Source organism: Pedobacter flavus (genome assembly GCF_036324285.1).
Classification (GTDB): Bacteria; Bacteroidota; Bacteroidia; order Sphingobacteriales; family Sphingobacteriaceae; genus Pedobacter; species Pedobacter flavus.
In genome coordinates, this window is record NZ_JAZDQU010000002.1 from 507,748 (window position 1) to 534,119 (window position 26,372).

General features: G+C 31.8%; 27 protein-coding genes and 1 other RNA gene. 7 read left to right on the top strand and 21 right to left on the bottom strand.

Features of this window, described 5'->3' with window-relative positions; all coding sequences use genetic code 11:
* Nucleotides 1-164: 164 nt before the first annotated feature.
* The 3 genes from clpB to pyrE form a co-directional block, all read right to left on the bottom strand.
* Nucleotides 165-2,756: an ATP-dependent chaperone ClpB gene (gene clpB, locus VRU49_RS08250; protein WP_330146301.1), complete on the bottom strand. Its 2,592-nt coding sequence runs from the start codon at nt 2,754-2,756 to the stop codon at nt 165-167.
* A gap of 110 nt (nt 2,757-2,866) precedes the next feature.
* Nucleotides 2,867-3,265, bottom strand: coding sequence for an SRPBCC family protein (locus tag VRU49_RS08255; protein ID WP_330146302.1), 399 nt, complete (start codon nt 3,263-3,265; stop codon nt 2,867-2,869).
* An 80-nt stretch (nt 3,266-3,345) separates the two neighbouring features.
* Entirely contained in the window at nt 3,346-3,987 is a 642-nt protein-coding gene (pyrE, locus tag VRU49_RS08260) for an orotate phosphoribosyltransferase (RefSeq protein ID WP_330146303.1), read from the bottom strand.
* On the opposite strand from pyrE, the gene VRU49_RS08265 reads away from it, so the two are divergent.
* The gene (locus tag VRU49_RS08265) at nt 3,986-4,597 is read left to right on the top strand and encodes an NUDIX hydrolase (protein WP_330146304.1); all 612 of its coding nucleotides are present in this window, start codon (nt 3,986-3,988) and stop codon (nt 4,595-4,597) included. The genes pyrE and VRU49_RS08265 overlap by 2 nt on opposite strands.
* Here the strand turns inward: VRU49_RS08265 and coaD are convergent.
* The 3 genes from coaD to VRU49_RS08280 are packed head-to-tail and all read right to left on the bottom strand — an operon-like array spanning nt 4,589 to nt 6,420.
* The gene (coaD, locus tag VRU49_RS08270) at nt 4,589-5,053 is read right to left on the bottom strand and encodes a pantetheine-phosphate adenylyltransferase (RefSeq protein WP_330146305.1); all 465 of its coding nucleotides are present in this window, start codon (nt 5,051-5,053) and stop codon (nt 4,589-4,591) included. The two genes, VRU49_RS08265 and coaD, sit on opposite strands and share 9 nt — an antisense overlap.
* Before the next feature lie 33 nt (nt 5,054-5,086).
* Entirely contained in the window at nt 5,087-5,623 is a 537-nt protein-coding gene (locus VRU49_RS08275; protein WP_330146306.1) for an RsmD family RNA methyltransferase, read from the bottom strand.
* Nucleotides 5,599-6,420 carry a DUF3822 family protein gene (locus tag VRU49_RS08280; protein WP_330146307.1) on the bottom strand — a complete coding sequence of 274 codons (822 nt, stop codon included), beginning with the start codon at nt 6,418-6,420 and terminating at the stop codon, nt 5,599-5,601. The genes VRU49_RS08275 and VRU49_RS08280 overlap by 25 nt, the downstream gene beginning before the upstream one ends.
* Nucleotides 6,421-6,518: 98 nt before the next feature.
* On the opposite strand from VRU49_RS08280, the gene VRU49_RS08285 reads away from it, so the two are divergent.
* A complete protein-coding gene (locus VRU49_RS08285) occupies nt 6,519-7,955 on the top strand; it encodes an ATP-dependent DNA helicase (RefSeq protein ID WP_330146308.1) in 1,437 nt (478 codons plus the stop codon).
* A 68-nt stretch (nt 7,956-8,023) separates the two neighbouring features.
* Here VRU49_RS08285 and VRU49_RS08290 read toward each other — a convergent pair whose 3' ends face one another.
* Entirely contained in the window at nt 8,024-8,221 is a 198-nt protein-coding gene (locus tag VRU49_RS08290) for a cold-shock protein (protein ID WP_330146309.1), read from the bottom strand.
* Between the two features lie 192 nt (nt 8,222-8,413).
* Complete coding sequence (locus VRU49_RS08295) at nt 8,414-9,244, bottom strand: CvfB family protein (protein WP_330146311.1); 831 nt, start codon at nt 9,242-9,244, stop codon at nt 8,414-8,416.
* Between the two features lie 136 nt (nt 9,245-9,380).
* On the opposite strand from VRU49_RS08295, the gene VRU49_RS08300 reads away from it, so the two are divergent.
* On the top strand, nt 9,381-9,536 hold the full coding sequence (locus tag VRU49_RS08300; RefSeq protein WP_330146312.1) for a hypothetical protein: 156 nt from the start codon (nt 9,381-9,383) through the stop codon (nt 9,534-9,536).
* A 347-nt stretch (nt 9,537-9,883) separates the two neighbouring features.
* Nucleotides 9,884-10,105 carry a hypothetical protein gene (locus tag VRU49_RS08305; RefSeq protein ID WP_330146313.1) on the top strand — a complete coding sequence of 74 codons (222 nt, stop codon included), beginning with the start codon at nt 9,884-9,886 and terminating at the stop codon, nt 10,103-10,105.
* 313 nt (nt 10,106-10,418) lie between these two features.
* Here VRU49_RS08305 and ssrA read toward each other — a convergent pair.
* The 4 genes from ssrA to VRU49_RS08325 all read right to left on the bottom strand — a co-directional run bounded on the left by ssrA (nt 10,419) and on the right by VRU49_RS08325 (nt 13,115).
* Nucleotides 10,419-10,786, bottom strand: a transfer-messenger RNA (tmRNA) gene (ssrA, locus tag VRU49_RS08310).
* A gap of 251 nt (nt 10,787-11,037) precedes the next feature.
* A complete protein-coding gene (locus tag VRU49_RS08315) occupies nt 11,038-12,234 on the bottom strand; it encodes a pyridoxal phosphate-dependent aminotransferase (RefSeq protein WP_330146314.1) in 1,197 nt (398 codons plus the stop codon).
* Between the two features lie 64 nt (nt 12,235-12,298).
* On the bottom strand, nt 12,299-12,676 hold the full coding sequence (locus tag VRU49_RS08320; RefSeq protein WP_330146315.1) for a DUF1573 domain-containing protein: 378 nt from the start codon (nt 12,674-12,676) through the stop codon (nt 12,299-12,301).
* A 46-nt stretch (nt 12,677-12,722) separates the two neighbouring features.
* A complete protein-coding gene (locus VRU49_RS08325; RefSeq protein ID WP_330146316.1) occupies nt 12,723-13,115 on the bottom strand; it encodes a DUF1573 domain-containing protein in 393 nt (130 codons plus the stop codon).
* Nucleotides 13,116-13,330: 215 nt separating this feature from the next.
* On the opposite strand from VRU49_RS08325, the gene VRU49_RS08330 reads away from it, so the two are divergent.
* Entirely contained in the window at nt 13,331-15,754 is a 2,424-nt protein-coding gene (locus VRU49_RS08330) for an alpha-ketoacid dehydrogenase subunit alpha/beta (RefSeq protein WP_330146317.1), read from the top strand.
* Here VRU49_RS08330 and VRU49_RS08335 read toward each other — a convergent pair.
* The 7 genes from VRU49_RS08335 to VRU49_RS08365 form a co-directional block, all read right to left on the bottom strand.
* Nucleotides 15,751-16,317: a hypothetical protein gene (locus VRU49_RS08335; protein ID WP_330146318.1), complete on the bottom strand. Its 567-nt coding sequence runs from the start codon at nt 16,315-16,317 to the stop codon at nt 15,751-15,753. The genes VRU49_RS08330 and VRU49_RS08335 overlap by 4 nt on opposite strands.
* The gene (locus tag VRU49_RS08340) at nt 16,310-17,053 is read right to left on the bottom strand and encodes a DUF6498-containing protein (RefSeq protein ID WP_330146319.1); all 744 of its coding nucleotides are present in this window, start codon (nt 17,051-17,053) and stop codon (nt 16,310-16,312) included. The genes VRU49_RS08335 and VRU49_RS08340 overlap by 8 nt, the downstream gene beginning before the upstream one ends.
* Nucleotides 17,054-17,105: 52 nt before the next feature.
* A complete protein-coding gene (locus tag VRU49_RS08345; RefSeq protein ID WP_330146320.1) occupies nt 17,106-17,471 on the bottom strand; it encodes a hypothetical protein in 366 nt (121 codons plus the stop codon).
* A gap of 1 nt (nt 17,472) precedes the next feature.
* Nucleotides 17,473-18,327 (bottom strand): WG repeat-containing protein, encoded by an 855-nt coding sequence (locus VRU49_RS08350; RefSeq protein ID WP_330146321.1) that lies wholly within the window; start codon nt 18,325-18,327, stop codon nt 17,473-17,475.
* Between the two features lie 5 nt (nt 18,328-18,332).
* The gene (locus tag VRU49_RS08355; RefSeq protein ID WP_330146322.1) at nt 18,333-19,661 is read right to left on the bottom strand and encodes a WG repeat-containing protein; all 1,329 of its coding nucleotides are present in this window, start codon (nt 19,659-19,661) and stop codon (nt 18,333-18,335) included.
* Nucleotides 19,662-19,976: 315 nt separating this feature from the next.
* Nucleotides 19,977-20,540, bottom strand: coding sequence for a hypothetical protein (locus tag VRU49_RS08360; RefSeq protein WP_330146323.1), 564 nt, complete (start codon nt 20,538-20,540; stop codon nt 19,977-19,979).
* Between the two features lie 17 nt (nt 20,541-20,557).
* Nucleotides 20,558-22,423, bottom strand: a complete 1,866-nt coding sequence (locus VRU49_RS08365) for a PQQ-binding-like beta-propeller repeat protein (RefSeq protein ID WP_330146324.1) — start codon at nt 22,421-22,423, stop codon at nt 20,558-20,560.
* 161 nt (nt 22,424-22,584) lie between these two features.
* On the opposite strand from VRU49_RS08365, the gene VRU49_RS08370 reads away from it, so the two are divergent.
* Nucleotides 22,585-24,498 carry an ATP-binding protein gene (locus VRU49_RS08370; RefSeq protein WP_330146325.1) on the top strand — a complete coding sequence of 638 codons (1,914 nt, stop codon included), beginning with the start codon at nt 22,585-22,587 and terminating at the stop codon, nt 24,496-24,498.
* 60 nt (nt 24,499-24,558) lie between these two features.
* Nucleotides 24,559-25,197: a response regulator transcription factor gene (locus VRU49_RS08375; protein WP_330146326.1), complete on the top strand. Its 639-nt coding sequence runs from the start codon at nt 24,559-24,561 to the stop codon at nt 25,195-25,197.
* Between the two features lie 2 nt (nt 25,198-25,199).
* Here the strand turns inward: VRU49_RS08375 and VRU49_RS08380 are convergent, their stop codons facing one another.
* The gene (locus VRU49_RS08380) at nt 25,200-25,727 is read right to left on the bottom strand and encodes a nuclear transport factor 2 family protein (protein ID WP_330146327.1); all 528 of its coding nucleotides are present in this window, start codon (nt 25,725-25,727) and stop codon (nt 25,200-25,202) included.
* Between the two features lie 20 nt (nt 25,728-25,747).
* The gene (locus VRU49_RS08385; protein WP_330146328.1) at nt 25,748-26,371 is read right to left on the bottom strand and encodes a DUF1684 domain-containing protein; all 624 of its coding nucleotides are present in this window, start codon (nt 26,369-26,371) and stop codon (nt 25,748-25,750) included.
* Between the last annotated feature and the right edge of the window lies 1 nt (nt 26,372).

Below are 26,372 nucleotides of genomic sequence, written 5' to 3' on the forward strand. Positions count from 1 at the left end.
AAAGAAATTATGTGGATAAATATTTTATTTATTTTTATGAAATTATGAATAAATAATTGAAATGTTCGCTAAATAATTACAAATATTTAATGTTCAAGAACTTCGCAAAAAAAAAGAGACTGCTTTTTTTCAAAACAGTCTCTAATCTTATGTTAGAAATGGTATTATTGATTTATAAAAACAAATTTATTATCGAACATATCTAATTTAATTTTATGGTCTTTGTCAATTTTACCTGCTAAAATCTCTTTTGAAAGTTCATTCAATATTCTTTTTTGAATAATTCTTTTCAATGGACGAGCACCAAATTGAGGATCATAACCTAATTGAGCTAACCAATCTAATGCATCCTCACTGGCTGTAATTTCAATACCCATTTCTGCTAGCGTATCTGCAACTTGTTTAAATTGAAGTGCAACGATATCTTTAATTTCTGATCTGTTTAAAGGTGTAAACATGATTAACTCATCAATTCTATTTAAGAACTCTGGTCTTAAAGATTGTTTTAATACTTCAAATAACTCATTCTTCGTTTTAGCGATAACCGCTTCATAATTTTCGTCACTCAAATCCTTGAAATTCTCTTGTATTAGATGCGCGCCAATATTAGAAGTCATGATGATAATTGTATTCTTAAAGTTTACCACTCTACCTTTATTATCTGTTAACCTTCCATCATCAAGTACTTGTAAAAGAATATTAAATACATCTGGATGCGCTTTTTCTATCTCGTCTAATAAAATTACAGAATAAGGTTTTCTTCTAACGGCTTCAGTTAATTGTCCGCCTTCATCATAACCCACATATCCTGGAGGCGCTCCAATTAATCTTGAAACAGCATGGCGTTCTTGATATTCACTCATGTCGATTCTGGTCAACGCATTTTCATCATTAAAAAGGAACTCTGCTAAAGTTTTAGCTAATTCTGTCTTACCCACACCAGTAGTTCCCAAGAAAATAAAGGAACCTATAGGTTTTCTTGTATCGTGTAAACCTGCCCTCGACCTTCTAATCGCATCAGATACGGCTTCAATAGCCTCATTTTGTCCAGCCACACGTTTGTGTAACTCTTCCTCCAAGTGCAACAGCTTTTCGCGCTCACTTGCAATAAGTTTTGTGACTGGGATACCTGTCCATCTACCCACCACACCTGCAATATCATCAGCCGTAACTTCCTCTTTAAGCATTCTGCTCTCAGATTGCTTACTTGCTAATTCAATCTTTAGCGCTGCGGCCTTATCTTGAGCTTCCTTAATTTTTCCGTACCTTATTTCAGCTACCTTTCCATAATCACCAGCTCTTTCAGCTTGTTCAGCTTCTAATTTGTATTTCTCAACATTTTCTAATTGCTGATTAATTTGATCTACTAAATCCTTTTCGCCTTGCCATTTTGCTTTTAAATCGTCTCTTTCAGCAGTTAAATTAGCGATCTCTTCACTTAATTCTGCAACCTTTTTTTCGTCTTTTTCGCGTTTTATGGCTTCGCGTTCAATTTCTAATTGCATGATTTTTCTGGAAAGCTCATCTACGTTTTCAGGAACTGAATCCATCTCTAAACGTAATTTAGAAGCAGCTTCGTCCATTAAATCAATCGCTTTATCTGGTAAAAATCTGTCAGCAATATACCTTTGAGATAACTCTACTGCTGCAATAATGGCCTCATCTTTAATCCTCACCTTATGGTGAGTTTCATATCTTTCCTTTAAACCTCTAAGAATAGAAATGGCATCTTGGGTGTCGGGTTCATCCACCATAACCTTTTGGAACCTTCTTTCTAGTGCCTTATCTTTTTCAAGATACTTTTGGTATTCATCTAAAGTAGTAGCTCCAATGGCACGTAACTCACCTCTGGCTAACGCGGGCTTTAGAATATTGGCAGCATCCATTGCGCCTTCGCCACCACCGGCACCTACAAGCGTATGAATTTCATCTATAAATAGAATAATTTCACCATCACTTTGCGAAACCTCCTTAACCACCGCTTTTAAACGTTCTTCAAATTCTCCTTTATATTTAGCACCTGCAATAAGTGCACCCATATCTAGAGAATATACGATTTTTGATTTTAGATTTTCAGGTACATCACCTTGAATAATTCTAAAAGCAATACCTTCTGCAATGGCAGTTTTACCTACACCGGGTTCTCCTATAAGGATCGGATTATTTTTAGTTCTTCTAGAAAGAATTTGAATTACACGTCTAATCTCCTCATCTCTACCAATTACGGGGTCTAATTTTCCGCTTTCGGCAAATGCATTTAAATTACGTGCATATTTCTCTAAAGCTTGATAAGTAGCTTCTGCGTTTTGATCTTTCACTTTTGAATTACCTCTTAATTGTTGAATGGCTGATTTTAAATCCTTTTCTATAACACCTTGATCGCTTAATAGGCGAGATGCTGGACTCTTAACAGAATTTATAGCTAATAAAAGATGGTCTATTGAAATAAAATCGTCTTTAAATTCTTTTAAATATTGGTTTGCTTTTTGAAAAACTTGGTTTAAGTCGGAACTGATATAATTATTTCCACCTGTAACCGCAGGCAGTTTTTGAATTGCTGCATCTAAATTGTCGGTTAACAATGCAAGGTTTACATTTAGTTTTTTTAAAACATAAGATACTATGTTTTCGTCGACTGCCAATAAGCCTCTCAGCAAGTGCACGGGTTCTATTGCTTGATGCTGATGGCCTTGTGCTATTTCAGAAGCTTTTTGTACTGCTTCTTGAGCTTTGATTGTAAAGTTATTGAAGTTCATATTTCATAACCATCAAAAGGAATACCAAGGGTTAAAAAATATAAAATTAGGTCTTATAGAAATGCTATATAAAAGAAAAGCATGACGTTTTGTCATGCTTTATACTTTTCTTATGCTAAAATTTCCTTTAATTTGGAAGTTTGATGATCAACCAGCTTTTGAAGTGGTCCAGAAGCCAACATTTTCATCATCATATTTAAATCAGCAGAAATTTCTGATTTTACCGCTGTAGAATTTGCATCAATTGCTTCCAACTTCCATTTAATAATTAAATCGAATGGTGGTTTTTCAATAGGAGTGGCAGTTAATTCTTTATTTTCTATCCTTTCAGAAATGCGTAATGATAATTTAGCCATATTTTGAATGGTAAATTTTGCTTCATCCTTAGTTGAGGTCCAGTTGTAAATATTTTCTGGCATCAACTGTTGATGATTATTCATGTCTTCTAAGAACTGATAAATAGATTCTACAGGTTTATTTATGGTTATATTACTTTCAATGACAGTCATTTATTTTAAAATTAGAGGTGAAAATCGAATTTAATTATTAAAAATGATTAAATAAGCGATTTAAATAATAAATATTATAATTATTTACCCCAGTTACTTGGATTAAGCCTCCAGGTTCTTAACAACTCTAATTCTGCATTGGTAATTACACGGTTTTCACTAGCATATTCTACAAGAGCATTGTAATTAGAAAGCGTATGAAATGTACATTTTGCTGCTTTAAAATTCTCTTCAGCTTCAGGTAATCCATAAGTAAATATTGCAGCTAAACCACCTACAGTAAGTCCGGCATCACGAAGTGCTTGAACCGCTTGTAAGCTACTTTTTCCTGTTGAGATTAAATCTTCAATAACAACCACTCTTTGGCCTTCAATAACTTCGCCTTCTATTAAGCTGCCTGTACCGTGCTCTTTGGCTTTAGATCTAACATAAATAAAAGGTAAGCCTAATTCTTGAGCTACCAATACACCTTGTGGTATTCCAGCAGTTGCTACACCGGCAATAACATCAACAGCACCAAATTCTTCTTGAATTAACTGAGCTAATTTCTGACGGATATAAGTTCTAACAGAGGGGTGCGATAAAGTTATTCTGTTATCACAATAGATGGGAGACTTCCAACCCGAAGCCCAAGTAAAAGGATTAGCAGGTTGTAATTTAATTGCTTTAATTTGTAATAAAAATTCCGCTACCTTATCTTCAATTTCACGCTTATTATACATGCCTCAAAATTACAGAATTTATATCAATACCAATACTTTAACTATAACAGAAAATCCACATCAATACGATGAAAATCATCAACCTGTTGATAATCAGAATTTTGATTTTCTAACATTTTACGCTAATCAATTTAAAGTAAATGATGTGCATTTTATTTTACATGTTGAAGACGCAAAAAATGCACTAAAACAGATAAAGAAAACAGTTAAAGTAATAAAAGCAGCAGGAGGGGTAGTATGTAACCCGAATCATGAATATTTGTTGATTTTTAGAAATAACAAATGGGATTTACCAAAAGGAAAGATAGAAAAGGGAGAAGATAAAAAGGAAGCCGCGGTTAGAGAAGTAGAAGAGGAATGTGGTGTTTTAATAGATAGGGTGATTGAAAAATTAGATTCAACCTATCATATGTATGAACTTAACGATGAAATAATCCTGAAGAAAACCTATTGGTATAAAATGGAAGTTGATGTGCTCTCTAAATTAACTCCACAAATTGAAGAAGGAATTACTGAAGTAGAATGGGTATCGCCACAATTTATGGCGCAAAAAATGGAAAATACCTATCCGTTAATTAAGGAAGTTATTTCGAAAATGGGGTTATTTTAAATATTTAAACGCAATTGGTGATAAAAATGGACTTACATCTCCGCCGTTGCGTAAAATATCTCTAACAATAGTAGAACTGATAGCAGAGTATTCTGGTTTACTTAAAATAAAAATAGTTTCTACCAATGGCATCATGGTCTGATTAATTTGCGCAATGGCACGTTCATATTCGAAATCGGCAACCGAGCGAATTCCTCTAATCATGTAATTGGCATTAATTTTTTTACAAAAATCTACCGTTAAACCATAATAAGTCTGAATTTCTATTTTAGGATTGTCTTTATAAATACTTCTTAAAATTTGCTCCCTGACATCGGCTTCTAAAAAATTTTGTTTTGCAGAGTTTAAACCTATCCCAATTACTACTTTATCAAATAAAGGTAACGCACGATTTAATATGTCTTCATGAGCGATAGTTATTGGATCAAATGAACCTGGAAAAAGTGCAATTTTCATAACAAAATTTAATTTCTGTGAATATAATTAAAACTAAGCCTCACTAAAAAAGCTAAATGCAGAATTGCCGTAAGTGCGGGTTTCTGTATACCCTGGCAAGTTATGTAATTTTAAAAACTTTGGGTGTTCAACAATTAATACGCCATCTTTTTTTAATAGTTTATTTTCGGCTACCAATTTAGGGATTAATGGAATAGTGGGTAAATCGTATGGTGGGTCTGCGAAAATAATGTCATAGGGTTTTTTATAAATTTCTAAGTATTTAAAAACATCCGCTTTAAGGGTTTGTATTTGCACTAAATTATACTTGTTTTTCACCGCTTCTAGCCATTTTATGCAGCCCGGATGCTTATCTATACTTTGAACTAAACTCGCATTTCTGCTAGCAAACTCAATACTAACGCTTCCAGTACCAGAAAATAAATCCAATATCTCGCAGTCCTCGAAATCAAATTGATTTTGTAAGATGTTAAACAAGGATTCTTTTGCCTGATCTGTTGTAGGGCGTACCGGTAAATTGGCAGGCGCTAACATATGAATTCCTCTTAATTTTCCGCTAATGATGCGCATGTGTTTAAGGAAATTAAAGCAGTAAAATAATGTTCAGGTAAATTTTGGTTGATGGTTTCTTTAAATGAGCTATTCTCGTTAATATGGAAGTTTACCTCTTTAAAATATTTTATTATGCGTGCATAATAATTATCTCCTTGATCAATTAATCCTAATAAAAATACAGGTGTTTCATTTTCAATATTAAGTTGGTCTTTTAGCAACAAAATAAAGTAATTTAACTCGTCTGCATTGGTAATTTCAAAAGTTTTCTGGAATTGGAGGGTGTTATTTTTAAGATATACAAAATAAGCTGAGTTACTATTGAAATCTATATAAAGTCCGTCTTCTTTATTTAAAAACACGCTTACAGGGTGGTAATAATTTATTTTATGAAAGCCAAATTCTTGTAATAACCTTTCTAATTCATCGGGAATTTCTACCATAGGAACCATTCCATTTATAGTTTCTGTGGGAATTAGGTTTTTATCATTCGAAGGAACGAGGAAATTATTTATCCAGTTCTGAGGTTTATTGGCAATCCATTCTGGAACTAATATTTCATTTCCTGCTGCATAACAAATATGTACTTCTTTGAAATGTTGTTGCAGTTCAATTCTATTTTTTAACTCGTTCCGTAAAACATCCATTGCATGCGGTTTATTTTGTACGGAATAAATGGCAATTATTTGATTGCTTTTTATCGTTTTAATGGCATAAGCAACCGCATTTTTACTGCAGTGAATAAGCAATTCTAAATCGCTATTTAACTCCTTATTAAATGAGTGATGTTTAAAAAATACGGACGATTGATTCATATTTAATTTTTTAGAGCATTTTTATGTAGGTATTCGTAACTTTCAGACCCTTTATCATGCTATAAAGCAAAAGTAATAAATTATACGACCCATTTAAATTGGATAAGCTAAATAATATTTTAACTCATTTTCCTTTCGAACCAACGGCAGATCAACATAGGTTTGCAGAATTAATGGTAAAATTTCTTTCTAGTAGGAGCGAGGAGGGTTGTTTTATTTTGCGTGGATATGCAGGAACGGGTAAAACTACTTCAATTTCGGCCTTAGTAAAGGCACTGCCTAAGTTTAATTTTAGAACCGTTTTATTGGCTCCAACTGGAAGGGCGGCCAAGGTTATTTCTCAATATTCTAAGAAAAAAGCCTTTACTATTCATAAAAGAATTTATAGAAAAAAACAGTCGGTAGGTGTGGATCTAAGTTTTGAATTGGCACCTAATTTAGCTGAAAATACAATTTTTATAGTTGATGAAGCCTCAATGATTGCCGATTTAATGGATTATAGAGGATCTTCTTTATTGAGGGATTTAATTAAACATGTTTTTCAGCCTGGACCTGGCGGGATAAATAAGAATTGTAAATTAATTTTAGTGGGCGACACAGCCCAATTGCCCCCTGTTGGAACTACAGAGAGTGTAGCTTTAAGTGGTGATTATATGAAAAGTAATTTTCATTTAGATATCATCGAAACTGAATTGAAAACGGTTGTAAGGCAAGGTGAAAAATCTGGAATTTTAGCAAATGCTACATTATTAAGGAAAATTATATCGTCGGAGCAAACAGGATTTCCAAAGCTTATTACTAAGAATTTCAAAGATATTTTTAGAATGCCTGGTGCACGCTTGGCAGAAGGATTGGAGTATGCTTATAAAAAATATGGTGTAGAAAATTCGTTGGTTATTTGTCGTTCCAACAAATCAGCGAATTTGTTTAATAACCATATCCGTTCTCAATTATTGTACAGAGACGAAGAGTTAACTGGGGGTGATCATATTATGATAGTCAAGAATAATTATCATTGGTTACCAGAAAATCAGGAAACGGATTTTATAGCCAATGGCGATATGGCTAAAATTATTAGGGTTAGGAAGGAAGAGGAGCGATATGGGTTAAGATTTGCAGAGGTCTTATTAGAGTTGATGGATTATCCCGAGGCCGGAACATTAACTTGTAAAGTTATTTTAGATACGTTAAGTGCTGATACGCCAAATTTATCAATCGAAACAAATAAACGGTTGTATGAAGCAGTTTTAAACGACTATGAGCATGTTAAAACCAAAGCATTGCGACAACAATACATTAAAGAAGATCCTTATTATAATGCTTTACAGATTAAATTTTCGTACGCAGTAACCTGTCATAAAGCGCAGGGCGGTCAATGGGATGCAGTATTTGTAGATCAGGGTTATTTAACAGAAGAAATGGTGGATACGGGCTTTATGCGATGGTTATATACTGCATTAACCCGATCTAAATCAGAATTATTTCTAGTGAATTTTAGCGATTCTTTTTTCAAAGATAAAGTGCTAGAATTTTAAAATAGTCATAAAAAAACCCTAGACTTAGGATCTAGGGTTCGTAGTTTAGGTTGAATTAAATTTCTTTTTTAGCCTATTACTCTAACGTTTTCAGCTTCCGGTCCTTTTTTACCGTCTTTTACTTCAAATTCTACTTGTTGTCCTTCTGAAACACTACGCATTGATTGTAGCGCAGAGTGATGGCAAAAGATATCTTTTCCGCCATCCTCAGGAGTGATAAAACCATACCCCTTTGAATCATTGAACCATTTTACTGTACCTGTCATAACTTTTTTTATTAATAATTATGTGAATATATACAATTCTTAATAAATGCAAATGTTTTTTCTATTTTTTTTTGAAAATTCAAAATAATTTTAAGCAAAAATTTGGTTTAAAATTTTTTGAAATTGTAAACTATTGTTATTCAATGATTACCAAAATGTAAAAAAAATGGGATAATTAAATCAAGCCTTAGATTAATCCACTAATTTGATTTCATGATCGCCAATTGTAATTTTTCGCTCCTTGTACAAAGCACCAATTATCTTTTTGAAGGCACTTTTACTCAGTTGAAAACGATCATATATATCTACCGGATTACTTTTATCACCCAATGGAATTGTTCCTCCACTATCGATTAATTCCTGCAATACACCATCTTTGCTATCAATAATATGGCTATAACCTATAGATTGTAGTGTTAGATCTATTTTATTTCCAATTCTTACTTTTTTAACCCAACCTTTTTTAACGTCTCCAGGTCTTAGCTCAGTAAATACTTCATTTCTGTAAAGTAACCCGATGTATTTATTGTCGATGATAGCGTTATATCCTAAATCAGTTTCTTCTGCAATTAATAAACTTACTTCGTCACCTTCTTCTAAATCAATATCTTCTTCTTCTACAAAATCTAGCAATCTGGAAGAGGCTAAGAATTTCCCGGTTTGATCGTCAATATATAAGTAAACCACATGTTTACCACCCTTCATCATAGGTCTCTTTTGTGCTCTATTAGGCACGAAAACATCTTTATCTATACCTAAATCTAGATAAACTCCATCTGGCGATTCTGCAACAACTTTAAGAAATGCGAAATCTCCAGCGCAAGCATATGGCTTTTGGGTGGTCGCTTGTAATCTATTTTCTTTATTTAAGAAAATGAAAACATGGGCGTTTTGACCAACAACAATGTCCGAATTGGCATGATGATCAGGTAAAAATGCATCCTCTTCGCCATCGGTTAACAAAAAACCATGATCTACGCGTTCTTTTACTCTTAATTCATTATATAATCCTAATTCTAACATATTTTTTCTACTTTGTGCAAAGGTATGGAATTACAATGGTTAATTTAGACTATCTAAAGGGCGCTTATAATTATACTTAACACATACTTAATATAAACTTTATCGGTATTTAATTTAAGTAATTTACTTTTATGCTATGAATATTTCAGTAATAGAATTAGTAATTGTTTTACTTCTACTGTTGGCTTTAATAGTGTTTTTGGTGCAAAGAAATAAGAAAGACAAAACAGATTATGAGTCTTTTGAAAATGAGCAAAAAAAACCTGAAAGACATGATGAAGATTCAATTTAGCTTTATTTAAAAGTATTAGAGAGTTTTCTCATAAAGGGAAATTTTAATAGAAATACTTTTAATTAGTGGCTAAAATGTCTCAGGAGTTGTAATAAACTCTTTTGAGATTGGCTAGGGTATGATTTAATATTTATAAAGATTTTTCATAAAGTTTGGTTTAGTTTAAAAATGAGGCGCCACCAATTAGGTGGCGTTTTTATTATATTCAGACTTAATTGGGAGCAATTATTTGCTTTTAAGAAGTGCTCTATTCAATAATTTCCAATAGAATAATAAAACCATCATTTTATTAATTAAAAACATTTGAATTGCTCTAAATGTTATAATTGGCATAAGAGGAGGTTTTTATGATATTACAGTTAAATCCAACAATTTATGTAGATACTCCATTAGGAAAGGGGCATGCCATTTTTGTTATTGATTATGGAATGCATCAAAACTCATGTTGGGTGGTAACTTTAGAAAATAACGGGATTGTAAAACATTTTGATGCCAATGATATAATTATTTGTACAAATTTTACTTACCATATAAATACAGAAAAAAATGGTTTTGTAGAAGCTGATTAAGCTCATTATAACAAATAGTCACACTTAATTTTTTATCATTTTTAACTTAAGTTCGATTTTTAATTGGAAGTAAATAGTCTTATTTAAGTAGTTGATTTTTAAACGATAAGAACAAATAAGAATTTGAAATTATTTAATTAGATTAATTTTTAAAGCTTTAGCTGATGTTTTTTTGATTTTAAAAGTTCAAATTGCGGGAAACCGCAAAATCAAATTAAATATTTGATATAGATTTGCAGAGGATTATTTAAAATATAATACGATGCCAACAAAAAGCCCCTTAAATAATAAAATATTTAGGGGCTTTTATTTTTTGTGGAGCCGAAGGGGTTCGAACCCTTGTCCGGTTGTAGGAAAAATTATACTTTCTACATGCTTATTTTTCAATTAATTGTAGGGCAATAGACGGGCTGAAAACCGACCTTATCCATTACCTTAGGTACTTTATCTCGCCTGTATTCCGTACCTCATACAAGCCAGCTTCGTTATTATGATGCCTCTAAGTCCAACCTAACGATGCGGCAGTTGGAGAGACAATGGACTATGCTAATTCTAAATTAGGCAGCCATGGCGTAGTTTTCTTCGCCAGTTAAATTTTGAACGTTCACTTTAAGTGCTCTCCGTACAACGCACTGCATGCTTATATAACCAACGCCACCCCGTCAAATCCAGAACGGCCCCAGTGTAGATACAAAGATAAGGAAAAAGACTGAAAGAGGGAAAAGAAGACGGTAGACAGAAAACAGTAGATAGTACAAAGTAGTCAGTAGACAGTAGATAGTAGACAGTTAAAGTGTAAAGGTTGTAAAAGTCTGCGTTAATATACAATAGGATTCTTTGGCCACATATTTAGACCGTTGTGTTTGGTTACTGAATATTGGAAAACTAAAAAAGCCACCTTTTGGGTAGCTTTTTTAAATATAATTATAAGATTAAATTTTTCCTGGATAAGCTTTTAATCCTGCCTCTAAGCAATCCATAGCCGCATTTAAATCTGTGTTATTTAAAACGTAAGCCATACGAACTTCTTGTTCACCACTACCTGGTGTAGAGTAAAAGCCAGTAGCTGGTGCCATCATTACGGTTGCTCCATTGTAATCAAAATGCTCTAACATCCATTGACAAAACTTATCAGAATTGTCGATAGGTAATTTAGCCACTACATAAAATGCACCACCTGGATTTGGACAAAAAACACCTTCAATGGCGTTTAATCTTCCTACTAAGGTGTCTCTTCTTAATGTATATTCTTTGTTTACTGATTCAAAATAAGCATCTGGAGTGTCTACTGCTGCTGCACCGGCAATTTGTTCAACCATACCCGGACTTAATCTTGCTTGTGCAAATTTTAATGCCGATTGAATAACTTCTTTGTTTTTGGTAATTAAGCAACCTAATCTTGCACCGCATGCGCTATAACGCTTAGAAACGGTGTCCATTATAATAACATTTTCGTCTAATCCATCTAAGTGCATAGGCGAGATAAATTCTTTTCCATCATAACAGAATTCTCTATAGGCTTCATCTGAGAATAAGAATAAATCATATTTCAAGCACAATTCTTTTAAGGCTTCTAGTTCTTCTTTAGAATATAAGTAACCAGTTGGGTTATTCGGGTTGCAAATAATTATAGCCTTGGTTTTTTCGGTGATTAGTGCTTCAAAAGCATCTGCCGAAGGTAAAGCAAATCCATTTTCAATATGAGAAAGAATAGGTTTAACTACAACATTACTCATGCACGCAAATCCATTATAGTTTGCATAAAATGGCTCAGGGATAATTATTTCATCACCTTCATTAATGCAAGTTTGCATAGCTATGGTAATAGCCTCAGATCCTCCTACAGTTACTAATATGTCCGCTGGCGTTATACCATAACCTATTTTGTTATAATATTCAGCAAGTTTGGTTCTGTAAGCTAAAGTACCTTCTGATGGAGTATAAGCCCAAACATTAAAATCAATGTTTTTAATGGCGTCTAGCATGATTTCTGGAGTCTCAATATCTGGTTGTCCGATATTTAAGTGGTAAACTTTTTTACCATCTTTTTTTGCTTTGTCCGCATAAGGAGTTAATTTCCGAATGGGAGAGGCGGGCATTTCAACACCTTTTTTCGATATTTTTGGCATAGTACAAAAATAAAAAACCCCGAGCATATCTCAGGGGTTTGTTTGTAAATTTTTAATATATTTTCTATTTAACCGTTTCGCCTTTTATGTAAAGTACTTTGGTAGGTGTTTTTGAGTTCGAAATTATTTTAATGGTTTTGCTAAATGGCATTGGCTCGCCAGTTGGACTAAACGTTACTTTAATTATACCTGAACCTCCTTTTGGGATTGAAGATTGCGTAAAACTGGCAACTGTTCCACTTGTAGTTTCTGTTTTTGTAATCAATAAATCCTCGTCTCCGATATTGGTGAACTTAAATTCGAAAGTAGCAGGTGTTCCAATAGTTATTTTGCCATAATCATGCGTTTCCTTCTCAAATTTAAACTCAGCTGGTTTTGTTTGAGCCATTGTAACTGTTGTAAGCCCAATTAGGCAAAAACAGATCAATAATATTTTTTTCATGGTTTTGTTTTTAGTTCAATTTATGTGTTTTATTTACTAATAACGCTTATTTGGTAGTATTTAGTACTTCACCTTTTAAGCTTATTACTTTTGTTTTTTCCTTTGTGTTTGCAGTAAGGGTCACATTTTTTGTGAATGTCCCAATGCTTGCCGCATCATAAGTTACTTTTACTGTACCTGATTCACCTTTTTTAATAGGGGTACCTTTTGTCGGATTTAATACTGGCGTTGTACATCCGCAATCTGCTTGCGCATCTGTAATAATTAATGGCGTTTCTCCAATATTTGTAAATCTAAATACAACAGTTACAGGTTTGTTTTTTTTAATTTTTCCGAAATTATGGGTTTCGGTAATAAACTTAAACTGAGGTGGTGTTTGTGATTTTGCTGTAATTCCTAAGCCAATTAGTACGGTTAACAAGAATAGTATTTTTTTCATTTTATTAAATTGATATATAAATGTAGTTAAAATTACGTTAACTATTAAGTATTTGAGTTCCGGTGTAGCTATTTTTTGGAGCTCAAAAAACTTGTTCTTTAAAGCAAATTTAACTTATTTATACTTAATCAAAAAGTGTTCCACAGATTTGAATTGGCATTTTAGATTAGATAGCGTTTAAAAATCTTATCTTTGTGGCAAGAAAATATCCGCTCATGACGAATAACGATTCTTTAAATACGAACTCTATTGCCTCTTCTGAAATTAGTTTTGAGGATTTCAAAAATATAGTAATTGCCGATTATAAATTAGCTTACGAAAGTAGACAAGCAAGTTTATTGGGTAGAAAGGAAGTGCTTACAGGAAAAGCCAAATTTGGAATTTTTGGCGACGGAAAGGAGATTCCTCAAATCGCAATGGCAAAAGCTTTTAAAAAGGGTGATTGGCGTTCAGGTTATTATAGAGATCAAACTTTTGCTTTTGCAACCGGTATGATAACTATTAAGGAGTTTTTTGCTCAACTTTATGCACATCCTAGTATTGATGCTGAACCGGCTTCGGGTGGTCGACAAATGAATGGTCATTTTGCTACACGTACTTTAAATGAAGATGGTTCTTGGAAAAATTTAACCGAAATTAAAAATAGTTCTGCCGATATATCGCCTACAGGCGGTCAGATGGCCCGTTTAGTCGGACTTGCATATGCTTCAAAAATGTTTCGTGAAAATAAGGATTTAGCCTTCCTAAATCAGTTTTCTGTAAACGGTAATGAGGTTGCTTTTGGTACTATTGGTAATGCATCTACTTCTGAAGGTGTGTTTTTTGAAGCCATAAATGCAGCGGGTGTTTTACAAGTCCCAATGGCAGTTTCTGTTTGGGACGATGGTTACGGTATTTCTGTACCTGCCGCTTTTCAAACTACTAAAGAAGATATTTCAGAAATTTTAAAAGGATTTCAAAGAGGTGAATTGGCCGGCTATGAAATTTTTAAAGTTAAAGGTTGGGATTATGCAGCGCTTTGTGAAGTTTATGAGAAAGCAATTAAAGTTTGTAGAGAGCAACATGTACCAGTTTTAATTCATGTTACAGAGTTAACACAACCGCAGGGCCACTCAACTTCTGGTTCTCATGAACGTTATAAGTCTAAAGAAAGATTAGAATGGGAGGCAGAATATGATTGTATTGCGCAGATGCGTAAATGGATGATTGAAACTGCTTTATCTACTGAACAAGAACTAGATGAATTAGAAGAAATAGCGCGTAAGTTTGTAAAAGAGGCCCAAAAAGAGGCATGGAATGATTTTATAAATGATATTGCTGCTGAAAAAAATAAAGCCATCGCATTGCTCCAAAATTTAGGCAACGAGGTTAGTGGTTTAGATGTGTTGATTAATTCTTTAGTGAAGTCGGCCGATGCTCAAAGAAAAGAGATTTATAGTGCTATTAGAAAGGCATTAAGAATGGCGGTTCAGGTAAGTTCTCCAGCAAAGAATGATTTAATTAATTGGTATCAACAACAGGAAAATGCCAATCATACTCGTTATAATGCTAAATTGTTTTCAGAAACTTCAGAAAGTCCGCTTCTAGTTCCAACCATTGCAGCACAATATGACGATGCTTCAAAAATGGTGGATGGAAGAGAAGTTTTAAATGCATGTTTTGATGCAAATTTTAACAGAGATCCACGTATTGTAGCTTTTGGCGAAGATTTAGGAAATATAGGTGATGTTAATCAGGGTTTTGCCGGATTACAAGAAAAATATGGTGATATCAGAATTTCTGATACAGGCATTCGCGAAATGACTATTGCCGGTCAAGGTATTGGTTTAGCTATGCGCGGATTAAAACCTATTGCAGAGATTCAATATTTAGATTATTTATTGTTTGCTATTAACATTTTAAGTGACGATTTAGCAACCCTTGCATATAGAACTAATGGCGGACAAAAAGCACCTTTAATTATTCGTACTCGCGGACACCGATTAGAAGGTGTATGGCATTCTGGATCTCCAATGGGGATGGTGGTGAATACGTTAAGAGGTATGCATGTTTGTGTGCCTAGAAATATGACTCAAGCTGCAGGTATGTATAATACTTTGTTGCGTGGCGATGAACCAGCGATTGTTGTTGAGTGTTTAAATGGATACCGCTTAAAAGAAAAATTACCTGTAAATATTGGTGAATTTACTGTTCCGCTAGGTAAGGCCGAAATAATTAGAGAAGGATCTGATATCACGGTTGTAGCGTATGGTTCAACTTTAAGAATGGTAGAAGAAACGGCAAATGAGTTAGCAGAATATGGTATTTCTGTAGAAATTGTAGATCCACAAACTTTATTGCCGTTTGATACGGATATGATTTGTGCTAAATCATTAAGCAAAACCAATAAGTTGTTGGTTGTTGATGAGGATGTACCAGGTGGTGCAAGCGCATTTATTTTACAGCAAATATTAGAAGTACAAAAAGGATATTATAGTTTAGATGCTCAGCCAGAAACTTTAACGGCTAAAGCACATAGACCTCCTTATGGTTCTGATGGCGATTATTTTACTAAACCATCGCATGACGATATTTTTGAGGCGGTTTATAAGATTATGCAATCATCAAATCCTGCTAAATTCAAAGATATTTATCGTTAGATTTTAAGGTGTTTAAATACTTCAATTATTGCTAGATAACCATGGGGAAATTCTCCTTGCATGTCTAGCAATAATTTTTTGTGATTTTTAAACTTTAAATTTATGTAAGGTGCAAATACTAAAGGTTTCGAAGGAAGATTTAAATTGCCTTCTATAAAGGTTGCATCTATTAATTCTGCAGCATCAAAAGTTATTATTGAATTACTTAAGCATCCCCAGGTTGTAATTTCTATGATTTTTGATGGTAATAGTTTTATTTTTAAAATATATCTACCACTTAAATAAAAGAAACTAAAGAGTACACTATTTGCAAAGGTTATAAAAATAAACTGCCATAGTATTAATTCCAAAGCACTTAATTCTCTTGTCATTACATCACCTTTTTCAAGGTTTAAAACAAACCAAGTAGAAACTATTCCAACAATTGCGGAAAAATAAAAAACAAGGGTTATGGTTCTTGTTCTTGGATTTTTAAACAAAACAATGTCTTCATTAATGTCCCAAATATTTGATCTTAATTTCCTTTGTTTATAAGCTTCTTTATGAGCATCTTTATTAGTCATCTAAAAAAATATTTAAATCTTTTCTGGCTTTATCCATATCCCTAGGGTTGTTAGAATTATTCATAACCTTTATTAATTTATCTCTGAAGTCTAGATTATAACTTGCATAATTTAAAGCTAGGTCTATTATTAAACGAATCAGAATTAATATCAAGGCAGATATTATGTCGGCATTTAAAAATAGAAAGGTGAAACCGGTTAAAATGGTGACAAATTGTTGAATAAATATTCTTAAATAAGGTTGCGTAAATAATGATTCTACTTGTTTAGTTTCATATTTTTTTGGCAGAAAGAAATTTTTGAATGCAAAGGCAACATTAACCATTACTATACTCATAAATGCCATTAAATATTCAGGGATTCCGAGCAGATATTTATAATTTCCCCAAACATCAAAAGAGTCTTTTAGTCCTGGAATAATGGATGTAAAAAATGCAAATACAAAAACCGATTGAATAAATATAAAAAAGAAATAGTGTACAGCGAAAAAAGGAATATAAAAGAAGCTACTTGCAGGGTGTTTACCTTTTCGGTCAGTACTCGAGGTACTGTATAAAAATGTGGCCAATAATTTAAATATATGAATAAATCCGATGGCTATGGTTTCGAAAAAGTATGTTAAGAGGATTGTTTCTGCCTTCCAATTAAATAAGTACAAACCACAAATCATTAGTAAAGAAAATCCCCAAATTAAATAATTCTTTGAATTCGGAATCAACCAATTATACTTATTCATTTAATGTGTTTTTTTGGCAGTAATTTATGCGGTTATTGATTATAAAATTAAGCTATTCTTTTACTTTTTCTAAAATTCCAATAGTTGTAACACCTTTAGTCATCCATAAATACAATTGTCCATTGTTTTGAGGTTCAACTGTTAATGTTAAGGTTTGATTAGGATTTGAGATAAACCAATCTATATTTCCATTTTTTTCATTTAGGAGATATTTTCCTCTAACTATATTTTTAACATTATAATAGATTAAACTATCGTTGGTAAAATGATATTGTTTTAAGCGTTCATTTTCACTTATTTCTTTATCAATTAGTCCTACTAATTTCCATTTTCCGATTATGCTCTCTTTTTTTACCTGCGCGTTTGCGGAAAAACAAAAGATTAAAAAAGTGATGTTAAGTATAATTTTTAATTTCATATTATATTTTTTTCCCTTCTTTATTTATATAATACGCTTTGCCATTTAATTCTACTAAAGATTTTCCATCTTTAAAATCTTCTGCAATTCTAAAATGAATAGGTGTAATTTGTTTACCCGATTGATTTATAAAGCCCCACAAATCATTTTTTCTTACTGCAATTAACCCTTCACTACTTTTTGAGATCAAGTCATATTGAAATGGAATTTTTAAATTTCCTGTTTTATCAATAAATCCCCATTTATCATTTTTAGCGACAGCTGCTAGTCCTTCTGAAAACTGATCAACCATATCAAATTGAGGTTTTATCATCAGATTTCCTTTTTTATCAATAAACCCCCATTTATCTGCGATTCTTATGCTAGCATAGTTTTCTGAAAATGAGAGTATGCCATCGTATTGAAATCGAATAACGGTTTCATTTTTTATATTTATAAACCCCCATTTATCGTTAATTGATGCCCCTGCTAACCCTTCTTCAAATTCTTCTAGTTCATCATAATGGAAGGGAATTATCGGTTCGTTTTTATTATTTATAAACCCCCACTTGTCATTTTTCTGTACTTTTGCCAATCCATTTCTAAAATCCCAGGCAGCAGAATAGATTAAAGGAATTATTTCTATTCCTTTTGTATCAACAAATCCGTAAATTGAATCGAATAATTTACCTTGTTTTACCAAGGCAATCCCATTTTTAAAAGGATTTATATATTCGTATTTCGGATCCAAAACGATGGTTCCATCCTCCAGTTTTAGTCCATAAAGATCATTACTACCTAAATAGGGGGTAGGTATTTGAGCATTTAAAATACTAAATGAAAATAATAGATTAATGAAAATTAAGATTGACCGCATTGAAATTATTGTTCTTTAAATTCTTTACCATTTGTATCGATATATATAAATTTATAATTTCCAATATCAATAGCTTTTAACCCATCTTTAAAATCAGTTGATCCATATATTGAATATTTAGGCTCAATTACTATTTTTCCAGATTTATTTATAAATCCCCAAAGTTTATTGACCAAAACGCCAGCCAGACCTTCTTTAAAATACCCGCTTGTTGAGTCGTAAATCGGATCAATTACCCATTCTCCTTTTTTATTAATAAATCCTGATTTACCATTAAGTTTTGCCATTGCTAATCCTTCACTAAATTTACCAACACTTTCATATAGAAATGGAATCACCGTTTTTCCTGTTTTATCTATAAACCCCCATTTATTGTCTTTTCTTGCACCAGCTAATCCATCTGCAAAATCATTTACTGCTTGGTATATTAGTGGAATGGCAACTTTACCAGTATTATTTACAAATCCTTGTTTAAAATCTTCCCCTATTACTCTTCCCATACCTTCAACCATTGGAAATGCCGATTTATAAATAGGTGGTGTAATTTCTTTACCATATTTATCTAAATAACCAAAGTTCTCAAGATTATTAACCTGATAAATAAAGAATTTATCATCAATTATTTCATCGTTATTAGAAAACATCGATGTATTATCCTTAATGTAGAAATAAGTTTTTTTAGTAATCTCTTTTCCGTTAACATCAATAATTGAATAGGTCTTATCTTTATGGGTAACTATTGCGAAATTATTATTAAACCAGTTCGATGTAGTTAAACCCATGTAGGCAAATGATATATATTTTGTAGGAATAACTAGTTTTCCTGTTTTATCTATATAACCATATTGTCCCCCAGCTTTCACCAATGCCCTTCCACTATAAAATGGTCCATCTATTTTATATGTCTTATCGGCATCAGTAAGAACTATTTTCCCAGTATTGTCTAAAAAATAGGTGTTATAAAGTCCAATTGTATTTCCTGTTTTTTTCCTCATTAGAAATAATCCTTCTGAATATCCTAAATCCTGATCATATTCTAAAGGAGTAATTATTTTTCCATCATTATTAATTAGGCCAGTTTTATTATTCTTTTTTGCGATGGCAACACCGTTATTGTTAAATTGTAATAAATAGTCGTATTGCGGCTCTATAATAATGGTTCCAGTTCTATTACTTATTCCGTATTTTCCATTTTTGCCTAAATAAGAAACATTTTTATTAATAAAGGCTGTTTGATTAATGTTTGTTTCTGGCGGACTTTGTAAACCATTTGTACTATAAACTTTGGCATTATATATTGTTAAAATCCCAAATATTATAATAAAGTGTTTCATATTCATTTAATTAGTTAGTAGAGCATAAACTAAAATTCCAATAGATAGTAGGCATGCAATTATTAGAATTAGCGGTATAACTTTGTTTCTTTGCTTTTTATCTTTTTTAATCTTTGTCCATAGAATTAAAGCAATTATTCCTGCCGGATAGGCAATAAATAGAGCTATCCAATACACCCAAAATATTCCAGTGAATAAAAACCAAATGGCAAAAATTAGTGCCAGATAAAATAGGAGGTCATTTTTACTCATCTGAATGTTGATTAAAATTATTGAGTGATTTACCTTTTATGAATGTTTATTTTTATCACTTATTCATTTGTTTTGCTCAATGGTGGTTTCATCTTTATTTACTTTTATCCCTTGTTCATCTAATACATATAGTGATATAGATAAAATTATTAGCCCAATAATGAGATTAAACTCTAATGGTTTATTTTCTGGGAAATAAAATATGATTTGATAAAGGCTTAATAGGATAGCTAATAATGCTAATGGCTTTAAATAACTTTTCCTTGTATTATTTTCCTTAATAACAGGTACGTTTGGATTCCTTGATTTTAGTTGTTCTATTAAATTTTTAATAAACTCATTATATTCAGCGGTTTTGTCGACATATTTTCCAATAGACTTATAACTATTGGATAATATATCGTAGGTTCCAGAATTACTATCTATGGAGCAACTGTAGCTATTATTTTTATCTAAAATAGGTTTAAAGCTTAATCTGATAAGTTTAATTTGATTATATGGAATTATCTTATCCTCTTTTCCTGCTTCTTGTAAGAATAACCCTTCATGTAAAATATCCCAATATTGATTCTTATTAATTGCAGATTTTCTGAAACTATAACTATAATGGTTTTTAATGTTATTCATTTTCCAATAAGGGATTTTTAAATTTTAAAAGCTGCAATTTTGTTGTCTGATGATTTATAATAGATGATTCCTCCTCGTTCATCAACTTTATATTCAGGTTTTTTATCTTTTAATAAGATTTCTTTCTCTACTTTTCCATTGTCTTTATTTAATCTTACTAATCCTACACCACTATCTAAACTGGTTAAAATAAATTGAGCATTTTCAGTTGCAGAGGTAGCTTTAAATCTTTTGTTCATGACTTGAAATGATGCATTCGCAATTTCAGCAAATCCTTCTTGTTGGATTTTCATCTGCTCACCAAAGCTGTTTAATTGGTTTGTTCCTGGAACACGCCCGTACATTCCACCTTGGTATGCAGCGGCGGTCGACATAGCAAAAGACGCAACAGCTAAGGTTCCAGATAATATTTTTATTATTCCACTCTGACCTGGTGATTTATAGTATTCATGAAATTTTTGTTTACCATTTTCATCTAATAACATTAAATTCTGACTAGATGATAAGAGAATATTCCCATTTCTGATAGACATGCCAGTAGGGGCTTCTTTCTCTTTGAATTCGTATTTGCTCAATACACTTGTATTCCCAGAATTTTCATCAATGGCAATTATCTCCTCCCCAGTACTTATTAAATATCTCTTTTTAGCTGGGTCATATGCGCTGGCAACTGCCTTCGCTTTTTTATATTTTATGGGGCTTTTCCAAATAGATTCTCCTGTTTTATCATCAATAATATTGGCGTCTGTATCTGTAATGTAGATTATGCCATTAGGGGTAGAAGCCATAATTTGAATGTTTTCGCCGGTGCTTAGTGGTTTTTTAAATAAAGGTGTTCCATCATAAGCAATTTTATTTATGCCCCCAGATTCTATACCAAATAAAATTCCATCTTTCATGATGTAGAAATGCTGTACATAACCCTTGGTTTTTGGTGCTTTTTCCCATAGATCTTCACCTGTGCTTGCACTTAGAAATCCTATTTTCGACTCAGCAGCACTTGCTGCAAGTTTCGCTAAACCACTTTTCCCACTATTATCTACATCACTTACAATAGCAATACCTTGGGGTAATATTTCGAATCGAGTAACTTTACCCTTTATTTTTCTTTCTTGAGCCCATAATAATTCGCCATTTGAACTTATTTTATGAATCCTAGTATCTCCGTTTTGTTTCTCTTCAAATCCATAAATTTCTTTTTCTGAGTCGTCGGTGGACATCCAGGTTAAATCGTCGACATTAGCTTCCCATAATTTATTTCCAGAATTCAAATCAAATGCCCAAAGTTTTTTCGTAGTTGGTACAATAATAGTTTTACTTGTTAACAAAGGTTTTCCTGAACTTAGAGGTAGTGCTCCGCCAACAGTTACTTTCCCGGCAGAAGGATCTAAACTATTTAAGAAAGATTGTTTACCCGTTCCTAAATCGTAAACGCCAACTGCAAGTGCGCCTTTTTCTTTTGCTGATCTATTTCCAACTACAGTTAGCTTGTTTTTATAAAGATCAATATGGAATTGAGCTATGGTTTTCCAGCCGTTTTCTTCAGACGCAAAAATCATTTTACCAGAAATAAAATCAATTACCGTCTTTTTAGAATTTAATAATCCACCTTGGTTTACAATTACATAAGGCGAAAGTGGAACAAATTCTAGCTCTTCTTCTTTTACTTTTCCATATTCTGCAAAATTGAAATGTGGCTGCTTTGCATCAGGGGAGATGCCAGATAAACCATTATTGGTTGCTAAAATAAGTACACCAGCATCTGTTAAATGCATGAAATTTATTTTACCCCCAAAATCGTATTCATAGCTGGGTTTTTCAACAACTTGCGACTGCGCATTAATGGAGAATAAAACAAAAAGTAAAAAATATATCTTTTTCATTTTCAATAGTTAAGTTCAATTTATGTTCAAAACTATTTTTAATTAAAGGTTATTTAAATACGAATAAATACGTATTTTGGAATCTGTTAACCAAGAATATCAGTCTAAATGCTAGTTTTAAAAAGTATTTTTTAATTTATATTTATAGTAAATTTCAAATTATGAAATTTAAACGCTTGTCATTTTTTCTTTGCTCCATTATTATGTTTTTTGCATTACGTGCAAACGGACAATTTATAGAAGATGGGTATAATAAAATAGATAATCTACCTATTTCTGAACAAGGAAAAATTGATTCAATCTATAGTTTTTTCTTTAAAAATTATAATAAGGATTTTGCTGCGGTTGATAGTCTAGCCCAAATCTCTTTAGCAAAGGCAAAATTAATAAAATACGCACGTGGTGAGGCTGTTCTTTTAACTATGCTGTCGTTGGTTCAGGAAAGTCTAGGAAAGCTTAATTTGTCTGAAACTTATGCGAAAAATGCTATTTCTATTCTAGAAGCTAATAAAATTTATAAAGATTTGCCATTGGCTCATTTTTCTTTAGGTACGTTTTATAGAAGAAAAAATAGACAAGCTGAGGCTATGAGCGAGTATTTAAAGGGTTTACAAATTGCCGAAAACACTAAAAATAATCCGGGAATTAGACTTTTAAATACTGCTACAGCAATTTTATATGTTAGTTTAAAGAATTATGAAAAAGCGCTTGAATATCATTTGAAGGCTTTGGAAATAAGCAAAAAAATTAATGATGAAATTTCAGAACAGAAATGCTATACAAATATAGGAATTGTTTACTCCAGGAAGAAGGATTATGATGAAGCGCTCAAGTATCATTTACTTGCATTAAAACTTGCAATTAAAGGGGGAGATGAACGAACAATTGCTTTTGTTTATAACGATTTGGGGAGTACTTATTTATACAAGAATAATTTAAAGAACGCTATTTTCTATTTAAAGAAGTCTATAGAAATACGCGAAAATATAAATGAACTAATTGAATTGCCTTATACATATAATTATCTAGGCCAGACTTATTCTAAAGCCCGGAATTTTATTGCTGCAGAGAAATGGTTAAAAATGGCACTTTCAACGGCTAAATCAATTGAAAATAATAAGCAGATTTATGAAGCTTATGAAGAATTATCCAATATGTATGCTTCATTTAATAGGTTTGATTCTGCCTATGTTTATAGTCATAAATATAATTTGTTAAGAGATTCGGTTCGCCAGATAGAAAATATAGAGAATTTAAATGAGCTTACTACTCAATATGAAACTTCTAAAAAGGAACAACAAATTAAGGAGTTAAGTCAACAAAATACCATTCAAGAGTTACAATTGGAGCAACGAAAGTATTTGTTGTTGATGGCTATAGTATTAACTTTTGCAGCTATTTTGGTTGCGTATTTCTTCAATTACAAAAGAAAACAAAAAGAAAAAAGGTTAGAGTTAGAAGCACAATTACTTAAAATAGAAGCCGAGCAAAAGGTAACATCAGAGCGTGTTCGAATTTCTAGGGATTTGCATGATAATATTGGTTCATATTTAACTTTTATAAATACCTCAATGTCGGGTTTAGAAGTAAATGAAAATGATCAGCAAGAAAAATTAGCTTTAATAAAGGATTTAACCTTAGAAACAATAAAGGAACTAAGGAAAACAGTTTGGTTGATAAATAAATCAGAAGTTACTGTAGAAGAATTTTCTGTAAAGCTACGTGAATTGTTTAAAAATATAGCTCATCTTAAGGTAAATGTATCAGGCGAAGTTAATCTAAAGTTATCTGCTCAACAGGCAACAGAAGTATTTAGAATTATTCAGGAGGCAGTGAATAATGCGTTAAAATATAGTAATGCAGAAAATATTAATATTGTTTTGGAAGTACATCCAGAACGAACATTGAATGTTGAAATTAAAGATGATGGTGTTGGTTTTGATGTAAATGAAGAGCGTAATGGTTTTGGACTAGGAAATATTAAAAATAGAGTAGAATTGTTAGGTGGACAATTATCTGTTGAGTCTATTAATAATATTGGTACTAGAATTTCATTTTCATTTAATTTAGGTTAATATTTATTTAGGTAGTTCTTCGTATTTCTAAATTGTTATAACCTTATATTTTTGTTAAATATGAATATTTGTATTGCCGAAGACAATTCAATGGCCTTAAAATCTATTATAGAAAAATTAAAGGTTTTTCCAGATTTGAAAATTAAAGCAAGTTTTGCTGATGGACAGGAATTGTTAAATAAAATTGATGAATTAAATATCGATTTTGTATTGATGGATATTGATATGCCTAATTTAAATGGAATTCAAACCACCAAAATATTAAAAGTTAAAAATCCGAAAATTAAGATTATTGCATTAACCACTTTTGATGATGATGATAAGATTTTTGAGATGATTAAAGCTGGTGCCAGTGGCTATTTATTAAAGGAAGAAAGTGGAGAAACTATTTATAAAGCTTTATTTGATGGAATTAATGGAGGTGCAAGTATGTCGCCTACTATCGCATTGAAAGTTTTGAATTTATTAAGAAATCCACTAGAAACCGATCAAAATTTAGAAAATTTTGAACTTACAAAACGAGAAATAGAGGTGCTAGAACAATTAAAAAATGGTTTGAGCTATAACGATATCGCAAAAAATCTTTTTATAAGTTATGGCACAGTTCGAAAACATATTGAAAATATTTATAGAAAGTTAAATGTCGACAATAAAGTCAATGCTATAAATATCGCTGTGGCAAATCGTGTAATAAATTAAATTTACCGCTTTTGCACAGCATATAAGTGCCACTTCTGATCTTTTTGTTTGTAAACTTCCGTCCAGTAAGTAATCTCTAAATTATCTGTATTTAAATTTTGTTCAGCAAAACTTAGAATGGCTGTTCCATTTAAAATATGAAGAGTTGGATCAATTATTTTAATCTTTTTTAAGTCTATTCCCTCATTTATTCGTTGATTAATAAAATCTACTTTACCAAAAAATGTACGGTTAGACACAAAAGAAAAAGTATCATTTAAAATATCATTTAAAAACAAACTATCTTTTCTTTCAATTGCATTTAGAAGTTCCATTTTTAAATCAATAATTTTCCTTGATTCTATACTGTCAGCATCTGGATTTGTAGTTGCTAAATCGTATTCATTAAAGGTTGATTGGGTCGAATCTGCAAGTAAATTAACCTTAATTAAAACTGGATCCGAGTTCGAATTAGTTTGTTGGATATTCGTATTACAAGAAATTGTAAAAAGTGATCCAATTAATATGAAATAAGCTGATTTACGTAACATTTTTATGAAGTTTAATTGATTTATAGAATCCTATTTTTAATAGCTCCTGTATATTTTCTTTCTCCAGCAGATATTTTAATGTTCAGGTTGTTTTCTTCTGGTGGAACCGGACATCTATATCCTGTGCTATAAGCACAATAGGGGTTATATGCTTTGTTAAAATCGATAATTAATTTACCGTTTTCTATTTCTTGGATTCTAAAATCCATATATCGTCCACCTCCATAAGTTTCTTTATCGTTGGTTAAATCTGTGAAAGGAAGAAACAAATAATCTTTATAAGTAGGGTTGTTAGAAAGTTCTAAGTTTTTGTACAAGGTTAATTTAATGTTTTTGCCATTTACTTTTCCGGTCGCAGTTGCATATCTTATAAATTCCTTACTACTTCCATCATATGTTGGCATTTTGAATGGGGTAGAGTTGATGATCAATTCAATATTAGCCTGCATAACATATTTTTCATCAGGTTCATAAAAATGAATATTTATCATATCCTCTGCCTTTAATGGTGCAGTTGGATTAGTAGTGAATGATGATTTATAACCTTCTCTATACAATTTCATATATTCTTTGTAATCTTGAGCAAAGAGGGTATCACTACACAAAGCGATCAATAAAGCGAATACTAATAATATCTTTTTCATT